General features: G+C 71.6%; 17 protein-coding genes and 1 pseudogene. 7 read left to right on the forward strand and 11 right to left on the reverse strand.

The window, feature by feature from the left end; genetic code table 11:
- Window positions 1-32 precede the first annotated feature (32 nt).
- The 3 genes and pseudogenes from GA0070624_RS35970 to GA0070624_RS23455 all read left to right on the forward strand — a co-directional run.
- A pseudogene (locus tag GA0070624_RS35970) lies at window positions 33-155 on the forward strand (HAD family hydrolase); the annotation flags it as partial.
- Window positions 156-172: 17 nt separating this feature from the next.
- Window positions 173-355, forward strand: coding sequence for an HAD family hydrolase (locus GA0070624_RS35975; RefSeq protein ID WP_245718943.1), 183 nt, complete (start codon window positions 173-175; stop codon window positions 353-355).
- A gap of 211 nt (window positions 356-566) precedes the next feature.
- Window positions 567-1,430 (forward strand): S1 family peptidase, encoded by an 864-nt coding sequence (locus GA0070624_RS23455; protein WP_091344649.1) that lies wholly within the window; start codon window positions 567-569, stop codon window positions 1,428-1,430.
- A gap of 87 nt (window positions 1,431-1,517) precedes the next feature.
- Here the strand turns inward: GA0070624_RS23455 and GA0070624_RS23460 are convergent, their stop codons facing one another.
- Window positions 1,518-1,994: an SLOG cluster 4 domain-containing protein gene (locus GA0070624_RS23460; protein WP_141715142.1), complete on the reverse strand. Its 477-nt coding sequence runs from the start codon at window positions 1,992-1,994 to the stop codon at window positions 1,518-1,520.
- 137 nt (window positions 1,995-2,131) lie between these two features.
- On the opposite strand from GA0070624_RS23460, the gene GA0070624_RS23465 reads away from it, so the two are divergent.
- The 4 genes from GA0070624_RS23465 (at window position 2,132) to GA0070624_RS23480 (ending at window position 5,391) form a co-directional block, all read left to right on the forward strand.
- Window positions 2,132-2,584, forward strand: coding sequence for a hypothetical protein (locus GA0070624_RS23465; RefSeq protein WP_218105266.1), 453 nt, complete (start codon window positions 2,132-2,134; stop codon window positions 2,582-2,584).
- A 210-nt stretch (window positions 2,585-2,794) separates the two neighbouring features.
- Window positions 2,795-3,664: a helix-hairpin-helix domain-containing protein gene (locus GA0070624_RS23470; RefSeq protein ID WP_091344654.1), complete on the forward strand. Its 870-nt coding sequence runs from the start codon at window positions 2,795-2,797 to the stop codon at window positions 3,662-3,664.
- A 194-nt stretch (window positions 3,665-3,858) separates the two neighbouring features.
- Window positions 3,859-5,067, forward strand: coding sequence for a low temperature requirement protein A (locus GA0070624_RS23475; protein ID WP_091344657.1), 1,209 nt, complete (start codon window positions 3,859-3,861; stop codon window positions 5,065-5,067).
- Between the two features lie 117 nt (window positions 5,068-5,184).
- Complete coding sequence (locus GA0070624_RS23480) at window positions 5,185-5,391, forward strand: hypothetical protein (protein ID WP_091344659.1); 207 nt, start codon at window positions 5,185-5,187, stop codon at window positions 5,389-5,391.
- A 180-nt stretch (window positions 5,392-5,571) separates the two neighbouring features.
- On the opposite strand, the gene GA0070624_RS23485 is transcribed toward GA0070624_RS23480, so the two are convergent.
- The 10 genes from GA0070624_RS23485 to GA0070624_RS23530 form a co-directional block, all read right to left on the reverse strand.
- Window positions 5,572-6,672 (reverse strand): ABC transporter ATP-binding protein, encoded by a 1,101-nt coding sequence (locus GA0070624_RS23485; RefSeq protein WP_176732044.1) that lies wholly within the window; start codon window positions 6,670-6,672, stop codon window positions 5,572-5,574.
- A 35-nt stretch (window positions 6,673-6,707) separates the two neighbouring features.
- Window positions 6,708-7,781, reverse strand: coding sequence for an ABC transporter ATP-binding protein (locus tag GA0070624_RS23490; RefSeq protein WP_176731834.1), 1,074 nt, complete (start codon window positions 7,779-7,781; stop codon window positions 6,708-6,710).
- 11 nt (window positions 7,782-7,792) lie between these two features.
- A complete protein-coding gene (locus tag GA0070624_RS23495) occupies window positions 7,793-8,794 on the reverse strand; it encodes an ABC transporter permease (protein WP_176731835.1) in 1,002 nt (333 codons plus the stop codon).
- 102 nt (window positions 8,795-8,896) lie between these two features.
- Entirely contained in the window at window positions 8,897-10,663 is a 1,767-nt protein-coding gene (locus GA0070624_RS23500) for an ABC transporter substrate-binding protein (protein WP_245718944.1), read from the reverse strand.
- A 92-nt stretch (window positions 10,664-10,755) separates the two neighbouring features.
- Window positions 10,756-11,736 (reverse strand): ABC transporter permease, encoded by a 981-nt coding sequence (locus GA0070624_RS23505; protein WP_091344666.1) that lies wholly within the window; start codon window positions 11,734-11,736, stop codon window positions 10,756-10,758.
- Between the two features lie 337 nt (window positions 11,737-12,073).
- A complete protein-coding gene (locus GA0070624_RS23510; protein WP_425413556.1) occupies window positions 12,074-14,179 on the reverse strand; it encodes an APC family permease in 2,106 nt (701 codons plus the stop codon).
- A gap of 127 nt (window positions 14,180-14,306) precedes the next feature.
- Complete coding sequence (locus GA0070624_RS23515) at window positions 14,307-14,702, reverse strand: hypothetical protein (protein ID WP_091344671.1); 396 nt, start codon at window positions 14,700-14,702, stop codon at window positions 14,307-14,309.
- A 113-nt stretch (window positions 14,703-14,815) separates the two neighbouring features.
- Window positions 14,816-15,565, reverse strand: a complete 750-nt coding sequence (locus GA0070624_RS23520) for a phosphotransferase enzyme family protein (RefSeq protein WP_091344673.1) — start codon at window positions 15,563-15,565, stop codon at window positions 14,816-14,818.
- 83 nt (window positions 15,566-15,648) lie between these two features.
- Entirely contained in the window at window positions 15,649-16,419 is a 771-nt protein-coding gene (locus GA0070624_RS23525; protein ID WP_091344675.1) for a DUF5995 family protein, read from the reverse strand.
- A gap of 97 nt (window positions 16,420-16,516) precedes the next feature.
- On the reverse strand, window positions 16,517-19,486 hold the full coding sequence (locus tag GA0070624_RS23530; protein WP_091344676.1) for a helix-turn-helix transcriptional regulator: 2,970 nt from the start codon (window positions 19,484-19,486) through the stop codon (window positions 16,517-16,519).
- Window positions 19,487-19,631 lie beyond the last annotated feature (145 nt).

Consider the following 19,631-nt stretch of genomic DNA (forward strand, 5'->3'; position numbering starts at 1 on the left):
ACCTGCTCGCCGAGGTCGCCGCGGACACGGCGATCGGTCTCTTCGCCGGCGCCAGCCACCGGGCGGCCGAGATTCTGCTCGATCGGGGCGGCCTCCTCCGACACTTCCAGGTCATCGTCGGCGGGGACGAGGTCGCGCGTCCCAAGCCCGACCCGGACGGTGTCGAGCTGGCGTGCCGGCTGCTGGGCGTCGAGCCCACCCGGGCCGCGTACGTGACTCGCCGCTCGACCTCCGGGCGGCGCGACGCATCGGCGCCCTGGCCGTGGCCGCCGGCTGGGGCCACCAGTACGACCCGAGCGAACCCGCGGACCTGACCGCGGACCGTCCGCTGAATCTGCGCTCGCTGCTCGCCTGACCGCCGGACCATTCGGTGACCGAGCGTCCGGTCACGGCGGCACCATTCGTCCTGGTCGCCACGCCGGTGCCGCTTGCCCGTCGCATTGACGAAGGCCGACACTCGGTGCAGCGTCCTCAGGAGCACGACATCACCTGCCCCCGGCGATGCGTCTCCTGACGACACCGCACGGGACCCGATCCCCGGTCCCGGCACTCCCGAGGAGGCGACAGTGAGGATCAGACGCACTTCCCGCCGAGCCCAACTCCTAGCCGCAACTGTCGGACTGATCGCCGCCAGCGCATTCACCCTGCCCTCCGCGGCGGCGGCCTCCCCCCAGGGCTACAGCGCCGACCAGCTCTCCGACGTCAGCGACGCGGTGCAGCAGTCGGGCGTCGAGGGCATCGCCTGGCACGTCGACGCGGCAGCCGACCGCGTCGTGGTCACCGCCGACGGCACCGTCTCCCGCGCCGAGATCGCGACTCTCACGCAACGTGCCGCCGGCAAGGCCGGCGCCCTCCGGGTCGAACGGGCGCACGGCGTCTTCCGTCCGCTCGTCTCCGCCGGTGACGCCATCTACGGCGGTGGCTACCGCTGCTCCCTCGGCTTCAACGTCGTCAGCGGCGGCACCTACTACTTCCTCACCGCCGGCCACTGTGGGAAGGTCGCCAAGACCTGGTACACCAACTCCAGCCACACCACGCTCATCGGCCCGACCATGGGCTACAGCTTCCCGGGCAACGACTACGCGCTGGTCCGCTACGACAACGCGTCGCTGAGCCACCCCGGCGGCTTCACCGCTGCCAACGCCTTCGTCGGCGAGTCGGTCAAGCGGACCGGGTCGACCACCGGCACCCACAGCGGAACCGTCACCGCGCTCAACGTCACGGTCCGCTACCAGGGCGGCGGCACCGTACGCGGCATGATCCAGACCAATGTGTGCGCCGAACCCGGCGACTCCGGCGGCCCGCTCTACGACGGCACCAAGGCGCTCGGCATCACCTCCGGCGGCAGTGGCGACTGTCGCTCCGGTGGCACGACGTTCTACCAGCCCGTCACCGAAGCCGCGAGCGTGTACGGCGTCACCGTGTACTGAGCCACCCGGCGCACCCGGCCGACAGACTTTCGGCTCTGCGGCCGGGCCGCGCCGTTCTGATCCCAGCGCCACACACCCGCCCGACGGTCACGACTGCACCGCCGGGTTGAGAGCCGCGCGTACGGCGGCCTCCGGGGTGTCCACGTGCCGCAGGCCGGCCACCGGGACGTCGGTCGCGTCGTGGATCCGCCAGCCGCGGAGCACCACCACCGGGATGCCGCCCCGCCGCATGGCCAGAGCCACCTCGCTGAGCGTCCCCCAGGAGCCGCCGACGGCGATCACCGCGTCGGCGCTCCACACCAGGATCGCGTTGCGGGCCTGACCCATGTTGGTCACCACGGACGCGGAGAGGTCGGCGGGACCGGGGTCGTGGCCGTCGTCGGGGCGTACCCCGATCACCAGGCCGTCGCGGGAGCGTGCGCCGGCGGCGACCGCGGCCATCACCCCGCCGCCGCCTCCGCAGAGGACGGTGGCCCCGCGCTCGGCCAGCAGCTCCCCCACCCGGCGGGCGTCCGCCAGCTCGGCCTGCCTGGCGTCCGCCGGTCCACACACCGCTACCTGCATGACGGCTGCCCGCCCCTTCCCGACCACCATTTCCGCCGGTGACCAGGAAATTCTTGTCCCGACACCGGGCAGCGGACGGAAAATCGGCTACCCCGGGCTCGCCCATGGCGTTGTTCCGGTCCGCTACCGTCCCGGGCGTGACCAGCGGACGGCCCACGCTCATCGCGATCGACCATGACGATTATTACGCCGAACACGTCGGCCACACCGCCGACGGACGGCAGTTCTTCCTCACCACGCCGTTCGTACCCGCCGACCCCGAGGCCGGCGAGGGCGACGAATTCGTCGCGCGCTTTCTCTTCGACAGTGCCGGGCACCTGCTGGAGGCGACGATCGACGCCTTCGGACCGAGGCACCTCATGGACCGGGAGGCCCGCCGTCGGACGTACGAGGCGCGGCTCGCGCAACTGGGGCCGGTCACCTTCGGCCGCATCGAAGTCGCGCCCTTCGAGGTGCAGCGGTCCGGCACCACCTTCGGCCTCATCCCCCGGCCGCCCGAGGAGGACGGTGAGTCGTGGTGGGTGGAGCTGCACCCGGGCAACTACATGGCGTTCACCGAGCCCTGGGACAGCGGTGAGTACGACACCTGACCGTCGGTAATGCACTCACCGCATCCGGCGGACACGGCCCCGCGAATGCGGACCGGCGCCACACGCACGGTCATCCCCCCACCACCCGCTGGCGCGACGCGTCCCACCTATGGCGGAAGCCGCCGACCTCCCTGTCCTCGACGACGGACGTGTGCAAAGCTGCCCCGAGTTTATTGCGACTCTGGTCACGTACATACGAGGGAGGTAGCCGTGCCGTCGACTTTCGGGCAATGGCTGATCGTGATCCTGGCCCTGCTGGTGGGCCTCGTCGGCGGGTGGGTGCTGCGCGACCGCCGCGCCGCCGCAAGCCCGGCAGCGCCCATCGTGGAGGGTGACCCCGTCGCGGGGGTCGCTGAGCTGGGCGTATCGGAGACGGCCACCGTCGACCAGGAGCGGCCGGAGGCCGTCGTGGACGACGCCACCGCGTCGACCGACACCGAGCCGGCGCGCCTCGAGGCGAACGGTACCGCCGACACCACCCCGGCCGAGGCCGACGCCAAGCCGGCCGACGCGGACTCCGCGGCGGCCACCACCAGCGAGCCCGCCGAGGTCGAGCCCGCGCACGCCGAGGTTCAGGCGACGGAGGCCGACGAGCCGACGGACGGCCCGACCAGCGTGGTCGCCGACCAGGAACCGGCCGCCGCGGAGACCTCGACGGAGACCACGACCACCGTCCCGGCTCCTCTGGCGGCCGTGGCGGACGTCAGCCCGCCGGCGAGCGACGCCCCGGAGACCGCCTCGACCCCGGACGGCACCGCCGTCGCCGCGACCGGGACCGCCGCCGCCAACGGGACGGCCGCCACCGCGTCCGAGCCCGCCGGGGAGGCCGCGGACGACTTCCGGCGGATCCAGGGCATCGGGCCGAAGATGGCCACCGCCCTTCAGGCCGCCGGCATCCGGACCTACCGCCAGCTCGCGGAGCTGGACGAGGCGGCCCTGCGGGACACCATCCGGGCCGCCGGCCTGCGCGCCGCCCCGAGCCTGGCCACCTGGTCGCAGCAGGCGAAGGTGCTGGTCGGCGCCACCGCCGAGGCTGACAAGGCGCTGCCGGCGGCGGTGGGAGCCGGCGCGGACGCCTGAGCATCGTCCGGGCCGGTGGTGACGATCCGTCGTCGCCACCGGCCCGGTCCCGCTGCGCCCTCCTTCGGCGGCCGTAGGTCGATAACCGCCGCCAGCCGAAGTAATAGATCGGACACGAGATCGGCCGGACGTCGCTACGGTCGGTGAGGGCCGGCCGGCCCGCCGCGCCAATCCCGCCACCGCAGGAGCAGCTCGTGCCATCCGCCACGCCGGAGCAGCCCGAAGAACAACGTCAGCCCCCGGTGCGCGACCCGGAGTCGTCCCGCCGGGCGACCCTGCTGGAGCTCTTCTTCGACCTGGTCTACGTGGTGGCGCTCGCTCTCATCTCCCGCGGGCTGGTCACCGACCTCAGCTGGGAACGCGCCCTGCAGTCCCTGCTCATCCTGATGGCGATCTGGTGGACCTGGGCCATCACCACCCTGGTCACCGACATGTACGACCCGCGGCGCACGGAGATCAGGCTGCTGATCGCCATTGTGATGTTCGGGGCGCTGCTGATGACCACCGCCATCCCGGAGGCCTTCGCCAGCCGGGGGCTGGTCTTCGCCGGCACGTACGTCGCGATCCATCTCGGTCGCGGCATCTTCCTCATGCCGACGGTCCGGCACGACCGGCAGACCCAGCGCCGGGCGGCCCGGATCTTCACCTGGTTCGGGATCTCCGCCGTGCCGTGGCTGGTGGGCGGCGTCGTACACGGGGCGGCCCGGGAGGCATGGTGGGCGCTGGCGCTGGCCATCGACTACGTCGGCTTCCGGCTGGCCTATCCGGTCCCGGGCCTCGGCGTGGTGCCCGAAACCCAGCGCAACATCACCGCCGAACACCTCTCCGAGCGCTACCAGCAGTTCTTCATCATCGCGCTGGGCGACGCCATCCTGGTGACCGGGATGATTTACAGCCGCAGCAGCCACTCCGAGTTGGGAAACATCGCCGCCTTCTCGGTCGCCTTCATCAGCACGCTGCTGCTCTGGCGGATCTACGTGCACAAGTCCGGTCAGCTGCTGCCGCACGCCATCTCCAGCGCGAAGCAGCCGAGCCGGTTCCTTTTCACCGCGCCGTACACCCACCTGCTGATGGTGGCCGGTGTGGTGACCAGCGCCGCCGGCTTCGAGCTGGTGCTGCACGAACCCTCCGGGCGGACCCCGCCGGCCTGGGCCGCGCTCATCCTGGGTGGGCCGGCGCTGTTCCTGGTGGGTCGGTCCGCCTTCGAGTACGAGGTGTTCAGCAGGGTCTCGCTGTCCCGCCCCGGCGGGCTGCTGGCGCTGCTCACCATCGCTCCCGCCGTACTCTTCCTGCCGCCCCTGCTCGCCGCGACCGGGGCAATGCTGGTGCTGGCCGGCGTGGCGGCCGCCGACTACCGGCGCAGCCGGGGCCGCCCGCCCGAGGAACCGTCCCCGCCGCACTGAGCCGGGTGTCCCAGCAACGGCCCGGTGCGCGCGCTATGACCGATCGCGAGCACCGTTAGCGGTTCGTCGCGATTGGGTACAAGCCTCTTCACCTCGTATCCACCCCTGGAGGCAACCATGCGCGGCACCTCGATACTCGGAGTCCTCGTCGTCATCTGGCTGATCATCGGCGCGATCGCGGCCGGCCAGCGCGGCTACTACAGCGACAAGGACGCCAACTGCGCCGAGGCGGGCACCATCCTGGTCACCATCGTGGCCGGGCCGCTGAACTACGTCGGCGCCAACCCCAAGGTGGACTGCAAGATCCCGGAGCCGTCCAAGTAGACCGCCCTCCCCCCGGGTCCGCGCCGCTCCCCCCGCGGCGCGGACCTTCTGCTTTACCCGATCCGCGTGCGTCACGCTCTGTAACGCGTCCTAGGAGGCTGGGTCCTTCTCCGCCGTGGCGGGACGGCGCGACGGGTGCTTGCCCCCTGACGACCCGATGGCAACCGCTCGGTCGTCGCCTCAGGCGGGGCCGGTGGTCACCGGCGGGACCTCCGCCGCCGCCCGCTGCGCACTGACCCGCCCCTGCGGGGTGCGCTCGACCTCCTCGACCGGGAAGTGGCACGCGACCAGCTGGCCGGCCGCCAGCTCGCGCAGCGGCGGCACCTCCCGCGCGCAGAGCTCCTGCGCCTTCCAGCAGCGGGTCCGGAACCGGCACCCCGACGGCGGGTCGATCGGGCTCGGCACGTCGCCGGTCAGCAGGATCCGTTCCCGCTGGGCGCGGTCGCGCCGGTCCGGGTCCGGCACCGGGACCGCCGAGAGCAGGGCGAGGGTGTACGGGTGCAGCGGCGCGGCGTACAGGGCGTCCCGGGGTCCGACTTCGACGATCTTGCCAAGGTACATCACCGCCACGCGGTCGGAGATGTGCCGGACCACCGACAGGTCGTGGGCGATGAGGACGTACGTCAGGTTCAGTTCCCGCTGCAGGTCGTCGAGGAGGTTGACCACCTGCGCCTGGATGGAGACATCCAGTGCGGAGACCGGCTCGTCGGCCACGATCAGCTTCGGCCGCAGGGCGAGCGCGCGGGCGATGCCGATGCGCTGTCGCTGCCCGCCGGAGAACTCGTGCGGGTACCGGTTGTAGTGCTCGGGGTTGAGCCCGACCAGTTCCAGCAGTTCCTGCACGGCCCGCTTGGTGCCCTGCGGGGTGGGGATGTGCTGCACCCGGAAGGGCGCGCCGACGATGGCGCCGACGGTGTGCCGGGGGTTGAGCGACGAGTACGGGTCCTGAAAGATCATCTGCACCTCGCGGCGCAGCGGTCGCATCTCCCGCGTGGAGAGGTGGGTGATGTCCCGGCCCTCGAAGACGATCTTTCCGCCGGTCGGCTCCAGCAGCCGGCTGATCAGGCGCCCGGTGGTCGATTTGCCGCATCCCGACTCGCCGACCAGACCCAGCGTCTCGCCCGACCGGACGGTGAAGTCGATGCCGTCCACGGCCCGTACCGCGCCCACGGCGCGCCGGATCACCGCCCCATGGGTGATCGGGAAGTGCTTCTCCAGCCCGCTCACCTGGAGCAGGTCGTCGGTCGCCGGGCGGCTGGGCGTGCGCTCGGTCTGGCTAATCGTCGGCACAGGTGCTCCTTCGTACGCGTGCCCGGTCAGAGCGCCGGGGCGATGTCCTCGGCGAAGATCCGCCGACGATCCGACGGCGGGATGTGGCACGCCACGCCGTGATCGCTCCCCTCCGCCAGGGTGGGGACCTCGGTGCGGCAGGGAATGCCGTTGCGCCCCTGGTACGGACAGCGCGGGTGGAACGCGCATCCGCCGGGCAGGTTGATCAGGCTGGGCGGGCTGCCCTTGATCGGGATGAGCCGGTCGCGCACCGACCGGTCGACCCGGGGCATCGAGCCGAGCAGACCCCAGGCGTACGGATGCTCGGGTCGGCGGAAGATGGTCTGCGCGGTGCCCTCCTCGACGCACTTGCCGCCGTACATCACCAGGATGTCGTCGGCCAGCTCCGCGACCACCCCGAGGTCGTGGGTGATCATGATGACGGCCGAGCCGAACTCCTCCTGCAGGTCGCGGATCAGGTCCAGGATCTGGGCCTGCACGGTCACGTCCAGCGCCGTCGTCGGCTCGTCGGCGATGAGCAGCTCCGGGTTGTTGACCAGCGCCATCGCGATCATCGCCCGCTGGCGCATGCCCCCGGAGAACTGGTGCGGGTAGTCGTCCACCCGCCGGGCCGGCTGCGGGATGCCGACCCGGCCCAGCAGGTCGATCGCGCGCTTGCGGGCGACGGACTTCGCCACCTTGTGGTGCACCCGGTACGCCTCGATGATCTGCGCCCCCACCGTGAAGTAGGGGTGCATGGCGGTCAGCGGATCCTGGAAGATCATGGCCATCCGCTGGCCGCGCAGCTGGCGGACCCGCTCGGCCGGCGCGGAGATCAGCTCCTCACCGTCGAGCCACACCTCACCGCTGACCCGGGCGCGTCCGCGGTGGTGCAGCCCCAGGATGCCGAGGCTGGTCACGCTCTTGCCGGAGCCGGACTCCCCGACGATGCCGAGGGTGCGGCCCCGCTCGAGGGTGAACGAGATCCCGTCCACGGCCCTGACCAGGCCGTCGTCGGTGGGGAAATGGATGCGCAGATCCCGTACGTCCAGGAAGGCCGATGGCAGCGGGCCGAGCCGTGGGCCCTCGGTCGAGTCCGTCGCGGTGATCGTCGAGGACATGTCCGCCCCTTTCATGCCAGCCGTACCCGGGGATCGATCACGGCGTAGAGAAGGTCGACGACGAAGTTGGCCAGCACGATGAAGAGCGCACCGAACAACGTGACCCCGAGGACCACCGGCAGGTCCTTGGTGTTCACCGCGTCGATCGAGAGCCGCCCGATACCGGGCAGACCGAACACCGACTCGGTGAGGATCGCGCCGCCGAGCAGGGAACCGATGTCCAGGCCGAAGATGGTGACGATCGGGGTGAGGACGGAGCGCATCACGTGCTTGCCGATCACCGTCCGCTCGCGCAGCCCCTTGGCGCGCGCGGTGCGGACGTAGTCCTCGCTGACCGTCTCCAGCATCTGCGCCCGGGTCAGCCGGGCGTAGGTGGCGGCGTAGAGCAGCGCGAGCGTCACCCAGCCGAGGAAGAGCTTGCCCGCCCACCCGGCCGGGTCGTCCCAGAGGTTGACGTACTCGCCGCCGGGCAACCAGTGCAGCTGGTGGACGAAGACGAGCTGGGCGAGCAGTCCGGTGAAGTAGATCGGCAGCGAGACGCCGGCCAGCGCCAGCACCATCACCGTTCGATCGAGCGCGCCGCCCCGGCGCAGCGCCGAGATGACACCGGCGAGCACCCCGCCGATCAGCCAGATGACCGCCGCGCCGACGGCCAGCGAGATGGTCACCGGCAGCCGGTCGAGCAGCAGGGGCCACACCGGACGGTCGTTGCGGAACGAGTAGCCGAAGCAGGGTGCGGCGCAGTGGGTCTTGTTGGGGCCGTCGTCGAAGTCCCGCCCCGCCACCAGGCCCTTGACGAACCGCGCGTACTGCACGGTCACGGGCTGGTCCAGCCCGAGCTTGCGGGCGGTCGCCGCGACGTCGGCCGGGGTGGCCTGCTTGCCGACGTAGAGCTCGGCCGGGTTGGTGCCGGCGAGCTTGGGCACCATGAAGAAGACGCCGAAGGTGATCATCGAAATGATGATCATGAGCACGACGGACGTCAGTACCCGGCGCAGGATGTAGTGGGTCACGTCATCGGCCGACCGCCGGCCGGCGCCACGGGATGTCCGCGACGCCGGCCGGCGCAGCGACCTTCACCTGCCTTCCGCTACTCGCAGGATTGTCGGGTCAGATCACTTGCCGTCGCTGACGCCGAGCGATCCGAAGTCCCACTCGCCGAAGTACGAGTAGACGTAGACGTTCGTCAGCCGCGGGTTGCGGTAGTTGAGCGCCTTGTCGTACACGAACGGCAGCTGGGTGGCGGTGTCCATCACCTTCGCGTTGATCTGGCCCCACAGGTCCGCGGCCTTCTTCGGGTCCGTCTCGGCGGTGGCCTGGTCGATCATGCCGTTGATCTCCGGGTCGTTCAGTTCCGCGTAGTTGTTGTTGCCGCTGGCCTGGATCAGCCGGCCGTCCACCAGGACCTGCAGGAAGCCGGTGCCGGTCGGGAAGTCGGCGCCCCAGCCGGCGGTCATGATGCCGTAGCCCTTCTTGTGCACGTTGTCCGGCGAGCCGATGGTCGAGCGGAAGTACAGCGAGGCGTCCGACTGGTCGATGGTGGCCTTGATGCCGACCTGGGCGAGGGCCTGCTGCAGCGCCTCGGCCGTCTTCGGCTCCTTGCCCCGGTTCCGGACGGCGATCTTGGTCTCGAAGCCGTTCGGCTTGCCGCACGCCACGAGCTCTTCCTTCGCCTTGTCAACCTGCGGCTTGCCCTGCTTGGTGCCGAACGGGTCGAGCTTCGGGTCGTGGCCGGCGATGTTCGGCGGCAGCATGTTGGTGGCGATGTCACCACCGGCGTCGGCGCCGCCGCGGGCGGTCTGCAGCGCGACCTTGTCCGCCGCGTACTGCACGGCCTTACGGCAGTGGATGTTGTCGAACGGCGGGACCTTGGTGCTGATGGTGAAGTACCGGATGAAGCCGGTCACCGGCTCGTCCGCGTTCTTCTTCAGGTTCTTGTCCAGCAGGATCTTGGCCTGGCCGGACTGCTGCACGCCGGTCTGACCGAAGTCGAGGTCGAGGGTCCCGTCCAACAGCTGCTTGTCCAGCTCGTCCGGCTGCATCTGCAGGGTCATCTCGACCCGGTCCGGCAGCGCCTTGCGGATCGGGTCGGTGGCCGGATCCCAGTTCGGGTTCCGCACCATCGTGATCTTCTTGCCCGGGTCCACCGTCTCGAACATGTACGGGCCGGTGGAGACCGGGTGCTCGGTGTACTTGGCGCCGGTGTCCTTGGCCCGCGGCACCGCGCCTGGCGCCATCGGCAGCAGGTAGAGGAAGTCCGGGAACGGCTTGGCCAGCTTGAAGACGATGGTCTTGTCGTCCGGCGTCTGGACCGACTTCAGGCCGAGCTTCTCCGGATCGGTGTCCTTGTACGGGCCGGGGTAGTTCTGGCCCTGGTCGAGCTGGTCGATCAGGTAGGTCGGGCCGCCGGAGAGCACGTCCTGGGCGAAGGTGCGCTCGATGGCGTACTTGACGTCCTTGGAGGTGACCGGGGCGCCGTCCTCGAACTTCAGCCCGTTCTTGAGCTTGAAGGTGTAGGTCAGCTTGTCCGCGCTGATCTCCGGCATCGCCTCGGCCAGGTCGGGCTGCAGCTTGAGGCCGTCCTCACCTGGCTTCGAGTCCGGGGTGAGCAGGGTGCGGTTGTAGAACGACCGCATGAAGTTCTGGCCCGAGGCGTAGTAGATCCGCGTCGGGTCCAGCGAGTCCGGGTCGGAGCTGTAGCCGAAGCGCAGCGTCCCGCCCTTCTTGTCCGAGGCGTTCACGATGCCCTTGGTGCCGGCGTTGAACTCGGCCGACACCGTCGAGCCCTTCTCCTCGTCCTTGGACTCACTTGTGCCACAGGCCATCAGACCCATGGCGAGGGTGAGGGTGGTGCCGATCACCACACCTTTTCTCAGGTTCACTGCTTCCTCCTTGTGGCGGGTCGTCCGGGGGCTGACCGGACGGTGAGATGCGCACGTGCGGCGGCACAGCGGGATGTCGGTCCAAAGTGCGTTCAGCGGTTGGCCCTCGGGTCGAGAGCGTCCCGCAACCCGTCGCCGAACAGGTTGAACGCCAGCACGGTGAGGAAGATCGCCATGCCGGGCACGAACATGTACATCGGGTCGTACTCGTAGAACTGCACGGCGTCCGAGAGCAGCCGGCCCCAGGACGGCGTCGGCGGTGGAACGCCGACACCGAGGAAGGAGAGCGCGGCCTCGAACAGGATGTTGGTCGGGATGATCAGCGTGGAGTAGACCAGGATCGGGGCGGCCAGGTTGGGCAGCAGCTCCTTGAAGATGATCCGGAAGTTGCTGGACCCGATGCTGCGGGCCGACTCGACGAACTCACGTTCCCGCAGCGACAGCGTCTGGCCCCGGACGATCCGTCCGATGTAGGGCCAGCTGAAACCGCCGATGATGATGATCATGACCGCGATCCGGAAGCCCTTGGTCGGCGGCAGCACCGAGATCAGCGCGATCGCGAACAGGATCAGCGGAAAGGCCAGGACCAGGTCCATGAACCGGCTGAACAGCGAGTCGAGCCAGCCGCCGAAGAACCCCGCGCTGACCCCCACCACGATGCCGATGGCCACCGCGAGCAGGGTCGCCGTGAAGGCGATCAGCAGGGATGTCTGCGCGCCGTAGATGATCTGGCTGAACAGGTCGCGGCCGGTGACCGGCTGCACGCCGAGCAGGAACTCCCGGCTGATCCCACCCCAGGTGCCCACCGGCGGGATGCCCCCGAGGTTGGGGTCGATCTTGTCCTGATGGTACTCGTTCACCGGATGGCCGAACGCCTTGTTGATCAGCGGCGCGAGGACCGCGACGAGGATCAGCAGGAGCACCGTGACGCCGCCGGCCATCGCGACCCGGTCCCGCTTGAGCCGGGTCCACGCGATCCGGCCCAGCGACCGGCCTTCGATCGCCGTCCCGGCAACGGACGCCTCCTCCACGGCCTGCGTCTCGGCGGGTGCTGTCACCGGTCCCACTGTCATGGCGGGTCCACCTTTCTCCGACCACCCGCTCGGACGCGCCGGAGAGACCCGGTCCGCCCGTGCGGGTGAGGAAGCGAGGGCGAAGCCGGTCCATCGGTCGACTTCGTTGGTCGCACCTTGGACCCGGGCGTGGGTGACCGTCAATAGCGGATGGTTGCTGTGACCAACATCAGGCCGGCCCGTGATGATGGCGTTACAAGTCATCAGCCGTTCGGCGGCCCCGGTTGCTGATGCAACGGCCAGAAACACGGCGCGCCTTGCACGAACGGACCATTCGCCAACCGCGGCCGATGTGACGCTTCCTGCGGCCGGGCGGGGCATCGGCTCTGGACGGCCGTCAGCCTCCGACGTGGATGCCGGGACGGCGGGCGCGGTCCGGCTCGCTCTTGCGGATGATCTCCCGGGTCACCGGCGGGGTGTCGCCCCGGCCGAGGATCACGTAGCGCAGCAGGAGCGCGAGCGGGTTCCCCTCCGACCACTCGAAGTGGGCGTGCGGGCGGACCCCGGTGGCGTCACGGAGCGCGAGCAGGATGGCCGCGATGGCGTTCGGGACCGCCGGGCTGCTGGCCCGCAGCACCCGGTAACCGTCGACCTCCACCCCGTGCACCCGCAGCGCCTTCCTGAACTCGGAGGGGTCGACCACGTCGATCTCGAGGAAGAGGATGTCGGCGGCGCCGGGCACCGGGTTCATCGCCCGCTGCGCCCGCTCCTTGGCCCGGTACTCCTGCGCCGTGCCGGTCTGCCGCTTGTTGGCGACGAGATGCAGCCGGCCGTCGTAGGCCAGCGAATCGGCGATGAACCGGCGGGCGGTGGGGTCGAACTCGATCCGCTCGGCGCGCAGTTCGGTGGTGCGGGACACCCGGGAGATCAGCGAGACGACGATGATGCCGGCGACGAACGTGCCGGAGATGGTGATGCCGTCCGGTCTCTCGATCGCGTTGGCGAACAGCGCGTAGAGCAGCACCAGGCTGAGCACGGTGAAGCCGGCGGTGGCGATCCGCTGCCGGGCCCGGTGCGCCGAGATGGTCACCGCGATCGCGCCGGAGAACATCATCGCCAGGATTCCGGTCGCGTACGCCCCGGCCTGCCTGTTGACGTCCGCCCGGAACGAGACGGTGATGGCGATGCTGATCAGCGTGTAGACGATGACCACCGGCCGGACGGCGCGCCCCCACTCCGGCGCCATGCCGTACTCGGGCAGGTAGCGGGGCACGATGTTGATCAGGCCGGCCATCGCCGAGGCGCCGGCGAACCAGAGGATCAGAATGCTGCTGATGTCGTAGACCGTGCCGAACGCCTCGCCGAGGTGCTCGTGGGCCAGGAACGCCAGCGCCCGTCCGTTGGCCGCGCCTCCGGGCTGGAACTCCTTCGGCGGAATCAGCAGGGTGGTGACCAGAGTGGTCGTGATCAGGTAGACGGACATGATGAGTGCCGCGGTGGTGAGCAGCCTGCGGGTGTTGCGGATCCGGGCCCGCAGCCGCTCCTGCGGGTCGGCGTCTTCACCCGTGACCAGCGGCATCATGCTGACCCCGGTCTCGAAGCCGGACAGCCCGAGCACCAGCAGCGGGAAGGCCAGCACGGCCGGCCCGAGCAGGTCGGTCAGCCCCTCGGCACGGGCGGTCAGGAGATGAGTCCAGCCGCCCAGCACCCCCGGGTTGGCGGCCACCTCGGCCAGCCCGGCGGCCACGATCACCGCGTTGAGCCCGAGGAAGACCGCGACCAGTGGGATAGCGACCTGCACCGCCTCGCTGAAGCCCATCAGGAACACGCCGCCGAGGATGAGCAGCAGCACCACGGTGACCCCGACCGCGGCGAGGGTGCTCCGCGGGAAGGACGCGGGCAGGATCGGGTTCTCCAGCAGGTGCACGGTCGCGTCCGCGGCGGACAGGGTGATCGTGATGATCCACGACGTGACCACGAAGCCGAGCAGCACCAGGACGAAGATCTTGCCCCGCCAGAACGGCAGCAGCCGCTCCAGCATGGCCACCGAGCCCTGCCCGTGCGGGCTCTCCCGGGCCACCCGCCGGTACATCGGCAGCATGCCGAACAGGGTCAGCGCGACGATCAGCAGGGTGGCCAGCGGGGAAAGCGCCCCGGCCGCCAGCGCGGCGATGCCGGGCAGGTAGGACAGGGTGGAGAAGTAGTCCACACCGGTCAGGCACATGACCTGCCACCAGGGGTGCGCTTTCGCCTCCGGCTCCCGGGTTTCCGGGCCGACCGGCTGCACCCGGTGCTGGAACAGCCAGCGGCTCAGTCTGCCGGGCGGCGGCGCCGGGCGGCTCGGGCTCTCCACGCACTCCGGCATCGCCCCCGGTGGCCGACCGGCACGGTGACCGCGTGCCGGGTCGCCGGCGGCGCGCCGCGCGCGCCCCGGGCGGGTCGACCTCGGGTCGCGCCAGCCCCGCCCTCCTCGTGGCTGCGCCCCGCCCCGCCCGTCCGCCATCGTCACCCCCTCCACGCCCTGATCCGACGGTAGGCGGTATCCAGGGGGTCGCCGGTCGGAACCGGGCACGCGGGGAAAGATCATCAGGGGCGCGCGGGATCGTGCCAGTTCTCGATGACCGGCACGGTCAGCCGGCGATCCGCAGGGCGCGGAGCAGCGCGTCCGGGTCGGCGACGGTCACCGTGACCGCCGGGTGACGCAGCCACCGGCCGGGCGCCAGGGCCGGCACCGGGGTGGCGAAGCGGACGCAGACGCCCGCCGCGACGCTGCTGCCGAAGGTGACCCCGCAATCGGCAAGGGACAGGTGCGGTCCGATCGCCCGCCACCAGCGGTACGGCCCGCCGAGCTCCGCCCCGGTGACGTTGCCCCGGGCGGTCCGCAGCCGCCACGGCCCGAACCGGACCGTCAGCTCCTCGGAGCCGACCTCCACGCTGGCGGTCTCCGGCCGGATGCCGAGCAGTGCCAGCGGCAGGCGGAACGGGGGGTCGAACCGGAACCCGAACCGCTGCGGCGGGCCGCTCACCGTCGACCGCCCGCCGTCGGAACTGCGCGGCCCGCTCCGGACCGCTCGCTGCTCACCATGGGCCGCGCGTACCCGGTCCGGGCGGCCCGACACCCCTCCTGCCGAGTGACACCTCATTCCAACGCGCTGGTCCAGAGCCGCACGTGGGCGTCGAGGTGTTCGGCCGTGGCCCGCCAGTACGCCCCGTCCTCGGTGTGGATCCGGGCCCACGGCTGCCGACCCTCCCGGGCGCCCCGGCAGAGCAGGTCGTACATCGCCCGGGCGCGGCGACCGAGCATCCCGGCCAGCGCCGGGCGGTCCGCCCCGGACAGGCCGTAGCCGTCCACGAAGATCCGGAGCCGCTCGGCCGACTCGCGGGCCGGGCGGTCCGGCCCCATCCCGGCCATGCTCTGCGCCGCGTACGCCAGCTCCCAGAGCCGGGTGCCCGGTCCGGCCGAGTCCCAGTCGATCAGCACCCAGCCGCGGGGTGAGCGGACCAGGTTCCACGGGGCGGCGTCGTGGTGGCAGACGAGTTCCTCGCCGTCGGGCGGGATGACCCGGTTCCACACCGCCGGCGCCGGGGGCACGAAGTCCGCCGTCGCGCGGTGCAGGTCGGCCAGGAGCGCACCGATCGACGCCAGCTCCGCCGGGGCGTACGTGCCCTCGGGTGGGCCGGTCTCCCCCGGGACGTACTCCAACACCTGGCGGCCCGCGGCGTCCCGGCCGAGCGGTCGGGGCGCGCCGGGGAAGCCGACCTCGTGCAGGTGGCGCAGCAGGGCGTCGACGCTGTCGGTCCAGGGCCCGACCGGCCGGCGGACCGTGTCGCCGACCCGCACCACCCCGGCGGTGACGTTGCCGGTCAGCGGCTGCTCGTCGCGTGTCATCCGCCCATCCTGCCCCGGCGGTGGGCACGACGATGTCCCCGCGTTCCGACCGGAGGACGGAACGCGGGGACCCCCCGTCGCGGCTACTGCAGGAAGGCCCCGAGGGGCGAGAGCAGCAGCCGACCGAGCAGCGCGGCGTTGTCGTCCAGCCGCGTCCGCTCACACTCGCGGGCATCCGGGTCGTGCCGGCAGCGCCAGATCTTCTGCGCGTTGCGCCAGGCCACGTTCCGGGTGTACTCCACCAGTTCGCCCTGGTACCAGTCGTCGATGTCGCCGTTCAGCATGTCGATCATGAGCTGCCAGTGGTCCAGGTAGCCGCGGCGCAGCTCGGGGATCCGCTCGGCGAAGATGTCGTTGATCTCGAGGTAGTCGTGGTGCTGGTCGCTGCCGTCGACCGGCTCGGACTGGAGGCTGTCGAACGTCGTCACCAGCGCGAACGGCAGATCGTAGTTGATGTGCGCGTTCACCCCGGCGGCGGCCGAGGGCAGCGGTCGGGCGTCCGGGCCACGCATCCGTTCGAAGAGGCAGTGCCAGGCCTTCGGCGTGTTCGCGCTGGACTCGGTCCAGTACCGCAGCGCGTCGAAGTAGCGGGCGGCGAACTCCACGTCCAGCCGGGCCAGGAAGACCGGGTCGGCGAAGCGGTCGTCGTAGAGGCCGTCCAGCACGCTGGTGGTGATGGTCAGGTAGAGCTTGTTGAAGTCGGCCAGCGGGCAGCTCGCCTCGAGCGGGGGCAGCCGGACCAGCAGGTCCTGGAGCTTGGTGAGATGGTCGACCACCGCCGGCACGTCGGCGGGGTGGTCGGCGAGCAGCCCCACCATGTCCTGGTGCACAGGACCCCAGACCGGTTCGGTCATCTCTCCTCCACTGTGGCCGGGGCGCCAGGAGCGCCGCGGTGACGCAGGACAGCCTTCCAGCCGACGCCGGTCGGCCGGATCAGTAGAACGACGTATGTCAGTCCGCGCCGTACGGGTGATCGGGACGATTGCGCAGGAATATCGCGCTCGCCTGCACCCGGGTGCGGACCTGGAGCTTGTCGAAGATGTGCGAGACGTGCACGCCGATGGTCCGCTCGCTGATGAACAGCCGCTGGCCGATCTCCTTGTTGGTCAGCCCCTCGGCGACCGCAGCCAGCACCTCGCGCTCCCGGGCGGTCAGCACGGCCAGCTCGTCGACGGCCGGCTCGGCGACGGCGGCCGCGGGACGCTCACGGGGCGGCGCGGGCCGCCGCTCGGTCTCCCGCTCCTCCAGCGTCACCCGGGCCCGGCCGGCAATGGTACGGATCTCGCTGCTCAGCGGCACCGCCCCCAGGCCCTGCGCCATCTGGTACGCCTGCCGCAGCAGCTTGCCGGCGGTCGCGACCCGGCTGCGCCGGGCCAGCAGCGCCTCGGCCTGACGCAGCCGCGAGTACGCCGCCGGGTACGGGTGGTTGCGCCGGTCCCACTCCGCCGCCGAGCGGGCCCACAGCTCCGGGTCGCCCCTGCCGTCGAGCCGGCTGACCTCCGCGTCGCAGAGCGCGAGGAATCCGTCCACGATGTAGCGCACCGGACCAGCGGCGTCCTCGCTCTTGCGGGCAACCCGGTCGACCACCTCGCGCAGCCGCCGCACCGCCATCTCGTCCACCGCGATGGTGCGGCTGGCGTGCGCCTCGGCCTCGGCGCGCAGCCCGTGCCAGGCCAGGGTGGCCAGCACGATCACATCGTCGGAGCGGCTCTCGGTCAGACCACGTTGGACGGCCTGCCGGGCCAGGTCGTGCCGCCCCTGCCACATGTCCAGCCCGGCCCGCAGGATCAGCATCGGCAGCACGTGCCGGGCGCCGCCGCCGGCCAACACGGTGGCCACCGCCTCCAGGTCCCGGTCGGAGGCCTCGATGTCGCCGTACCCGACGGAGAGCCGGCACCGGGCCAGCAGCAGCTCGACCGCGTCGGCGCCGGAGGGGCGGTGCCGCAGCGCCGCCGCGACCACCTTCTCCGCCTCGGACCACTGCCCGACCCGGAACAGCCCGTTGGTGGCGATGGCCAGCAGCCGGGTCTCCCAGGTGCGGCCCAGGCCCAGCTCGGCGACCCGTTCGGCGCCGCGGCGGGCGACCACCACGCCCTCCTCGAGGATGTTCAGCGGGCCGGTCAGCAGCTCCGCCAGGTGCAGGTACGCGCAGGCCACGTCCTCCGGCCGCCCGGAGCGCTCGGCGACCTCCAGCGCCTCCCGCGTCACCGCGAGCCCGGCGTCCGGGTCCTCCAGGTAGGCCTCGCTGAAGCCGAGCGCGGCGCTGGCCAGCACCACCTCCGAGGTGGAGCCCTCGACCGCCGCGGCGAGCTGCAGCGCCTCCCTCGCCTGGTCGCCGGCCTCGGCGTACCGGCCGAGGTGCAGCAGCAGCTCGGCCAGGTGGGCCGCGGCGGTGGCACGCTCCCGCGGCGTGCAGTCGGCGGCAGCCAGGGCCCGCCGGTACTCGGCCTCGGCGGGGGCGGACCGGCCGGCGGCGGCCAGGTAGCGGGCCCGCCGGATGTGCAGGGCGCAGGACGGCGGACCGCCGGCGTCCGCCGCCAACTCCTCCAGCAGGGCCAGCGCCCGGGCGTGCTCGCCACAGTGGTGGGCCGTCTCGGCGGCGTGTTCCAGCAGCTCGGCGCGGTCGACCTCGACCGGTGCGGGGCGGGCGGCGTCCGGCGGGCCGGCGGGCGGCGCGGCGGCCAGCTGGAGCGCGCTCGACCAGTGCCGGTGCGCCTCGGCGTAACCGTGCAGCCGCTCGGCCTCCTGGGCGGCGGCCATCGCGGCCGGCAATGCGCGGGCCGGCTCACCGGCCAGCCGCCAGTGGTGGGCCAGCCGGGCCTGGTGCAGCTCAGCGGTGGCCGAGGTCAGCGCCTCGGCGTAGCGCCGCTGCAGGGCCGAGCGCTCGGCGGGCAGCAGCTCGTGCGCCAGCACCTCGGCGACCAGCCGGTGCCGCAACCGGTAGCCGTCGTCGGCACCGACCAGCAGCCGGTGCGCCACCGCGGCCCGGACCGCCTGGATCAGGTCCTCCTCGGGCAGCCGGACCACCTGGGCCAGCAGCCAGTGTTCGACCGGCTCCACACCGGCGGCGACCGCGTGCATGACCGCGTGCGCGGGCTGCGGCAGCGCGTCGACCCGGGCCAGGAAGATCTCCCGGAGCGTGTCGGAGAGCTCGTCCCGGCCGTCGCGCACGTCCCGGGCCAGCTCCTCGACCACGAACGGGTTGCCGCCGCTGCGCTGCCAGACCAGCTCGGCCGCGTCCGGGGCCAGCGGCCGGCCGACGATCGCCGCGGCCAGCCGGTCGGTGTCCGCCCGGTCCAGCGGTGCCAGGTCGAGCACCCGGACCGACCGCAGCCGGCGCAGCTCGGTGAGGACCCGACGCAGCGGGTGGGCGCCCTGCAGGGCCTCGGCCCGGATTGCGGCGAGCACCGACAGCTGCAGGTCACCGAGGCCGGCGAGCAGATAGAGCAGCAGCTCGCGGGTGCTCCGGTCGACCCACTGGAGGTCGTCCAGCACCAAAACCAGCGGGCGACCGCCGGCGACCAGGTGCAGGCCGCGGGAGACCCGCTCCAGCAGCGCGCCGGCGCCATCCGGCCCCGGGGTCTCGTCGTCGAACATCTGGAGCAGACCGCGCACCGCCGAGGAGGTACGGGCCTGGGCGGCGGTCAGCTCGCCGTCGAAGCGGCGCAGCGCCTGCCGCAGCGGATGCAGCGGGGAGGCGTCGCCGATGTCCAGGCAGGAGCCGGTGAGCACCAGCGCGCCGCCGTCCCGCAGCCGGGTGCTCACCTCGTGCAGCAGCCGGGTCTTGCCCACCCCGGACTCGCCGGTGAGGAAGACCGCCGCGGTGTGCCCCGGCGCGACGTCGTCGAGCAGCGCTGACCGGAGCGTCGCCAGCTGATCGGCACGACCGACGAGCGGTGCGGTGTCCACATCGCTGGCCATGGCTCGCAGCCTAATCACAGGCTCCCGCACTGTTCTACGGGCGAACGGGCCTTGTGGTACTCCTCGCGTCGACATTGCGACTAAAGGTTGCGGGTGGCCGACATACGTCGTCCTACCGATCCCCCGACGATCCGGTGGTGCAACT

This window comes from Micromonospora rhizosphaerae (assembly GCF_900091465.1).
GTDB lineage: Bacteria > Actinomycetota > Actinomycetes > Mycobacteriales > Micromonosporaceae > Micromonospora > Micromonospora rhizosphaerae.

Bases quoted from the DNA above. Each gene is read 5' to 3' on its own strand.
- GA0070624_RS23460 (WP_141715142.1), bottom strand. From the start codon at position 1,994: ATGCAGGTAGCGGTGTGTGGACCGGCGGACGCCAGGCAGGCCGAGCTG.
- GA0070624_RS23480 (WP_091344659.1), top strand. From the start codon at position 5,185: ATGCGCGGCACCTCGATACTCGGAGTCCTCGTCGTCATCTGGCTGATC.
- GA0070624_RS23490 (WP_176731834.1), bottom strand. From the start codon at position 7,781: ATGTCCTCGACGATCACCGCGACGGACTCGACCGAGGGCCCACGGCTC.
- GA0070624_RS23505 (WP_091344666.1), bottom strand. From the start codon at position 11,736: ATGACAGTGGGACCGGTGACAGCACCCGCCGAGACGCAGGCCGTGGAG.
- GA0070624_RS23510 (WP_425413556.1), bottom strand. From the start codon at position 14,179: ATGGCGGACGGGCGGGGCGGGGCGCAGCCACGAGGAGGGCGGGGCTGG.
- GA0070624_RS23520 (WP_091344673.1), bottom strand. From the start codon at position 15,565: ATGACACGCGACGAGCAGCCGCTGACCGGCAACGTCACCGCCGGGGTG.
- GA0070624_RS23525 (WP_091344675.1), bottom strand. From the start codon at position 16,419: ATGACCGAACCGGTCTGGGGTCCTGTGCACCAGGACATGGTGGGGCTG.
- GA0070624_RS23530 (WP_091344676.1), bottom strand. From the start codon at position 19,486: ATGGCCAGCGATGTGGACACCGCACCGCTCGTCGGTCGTGCCGATCAG.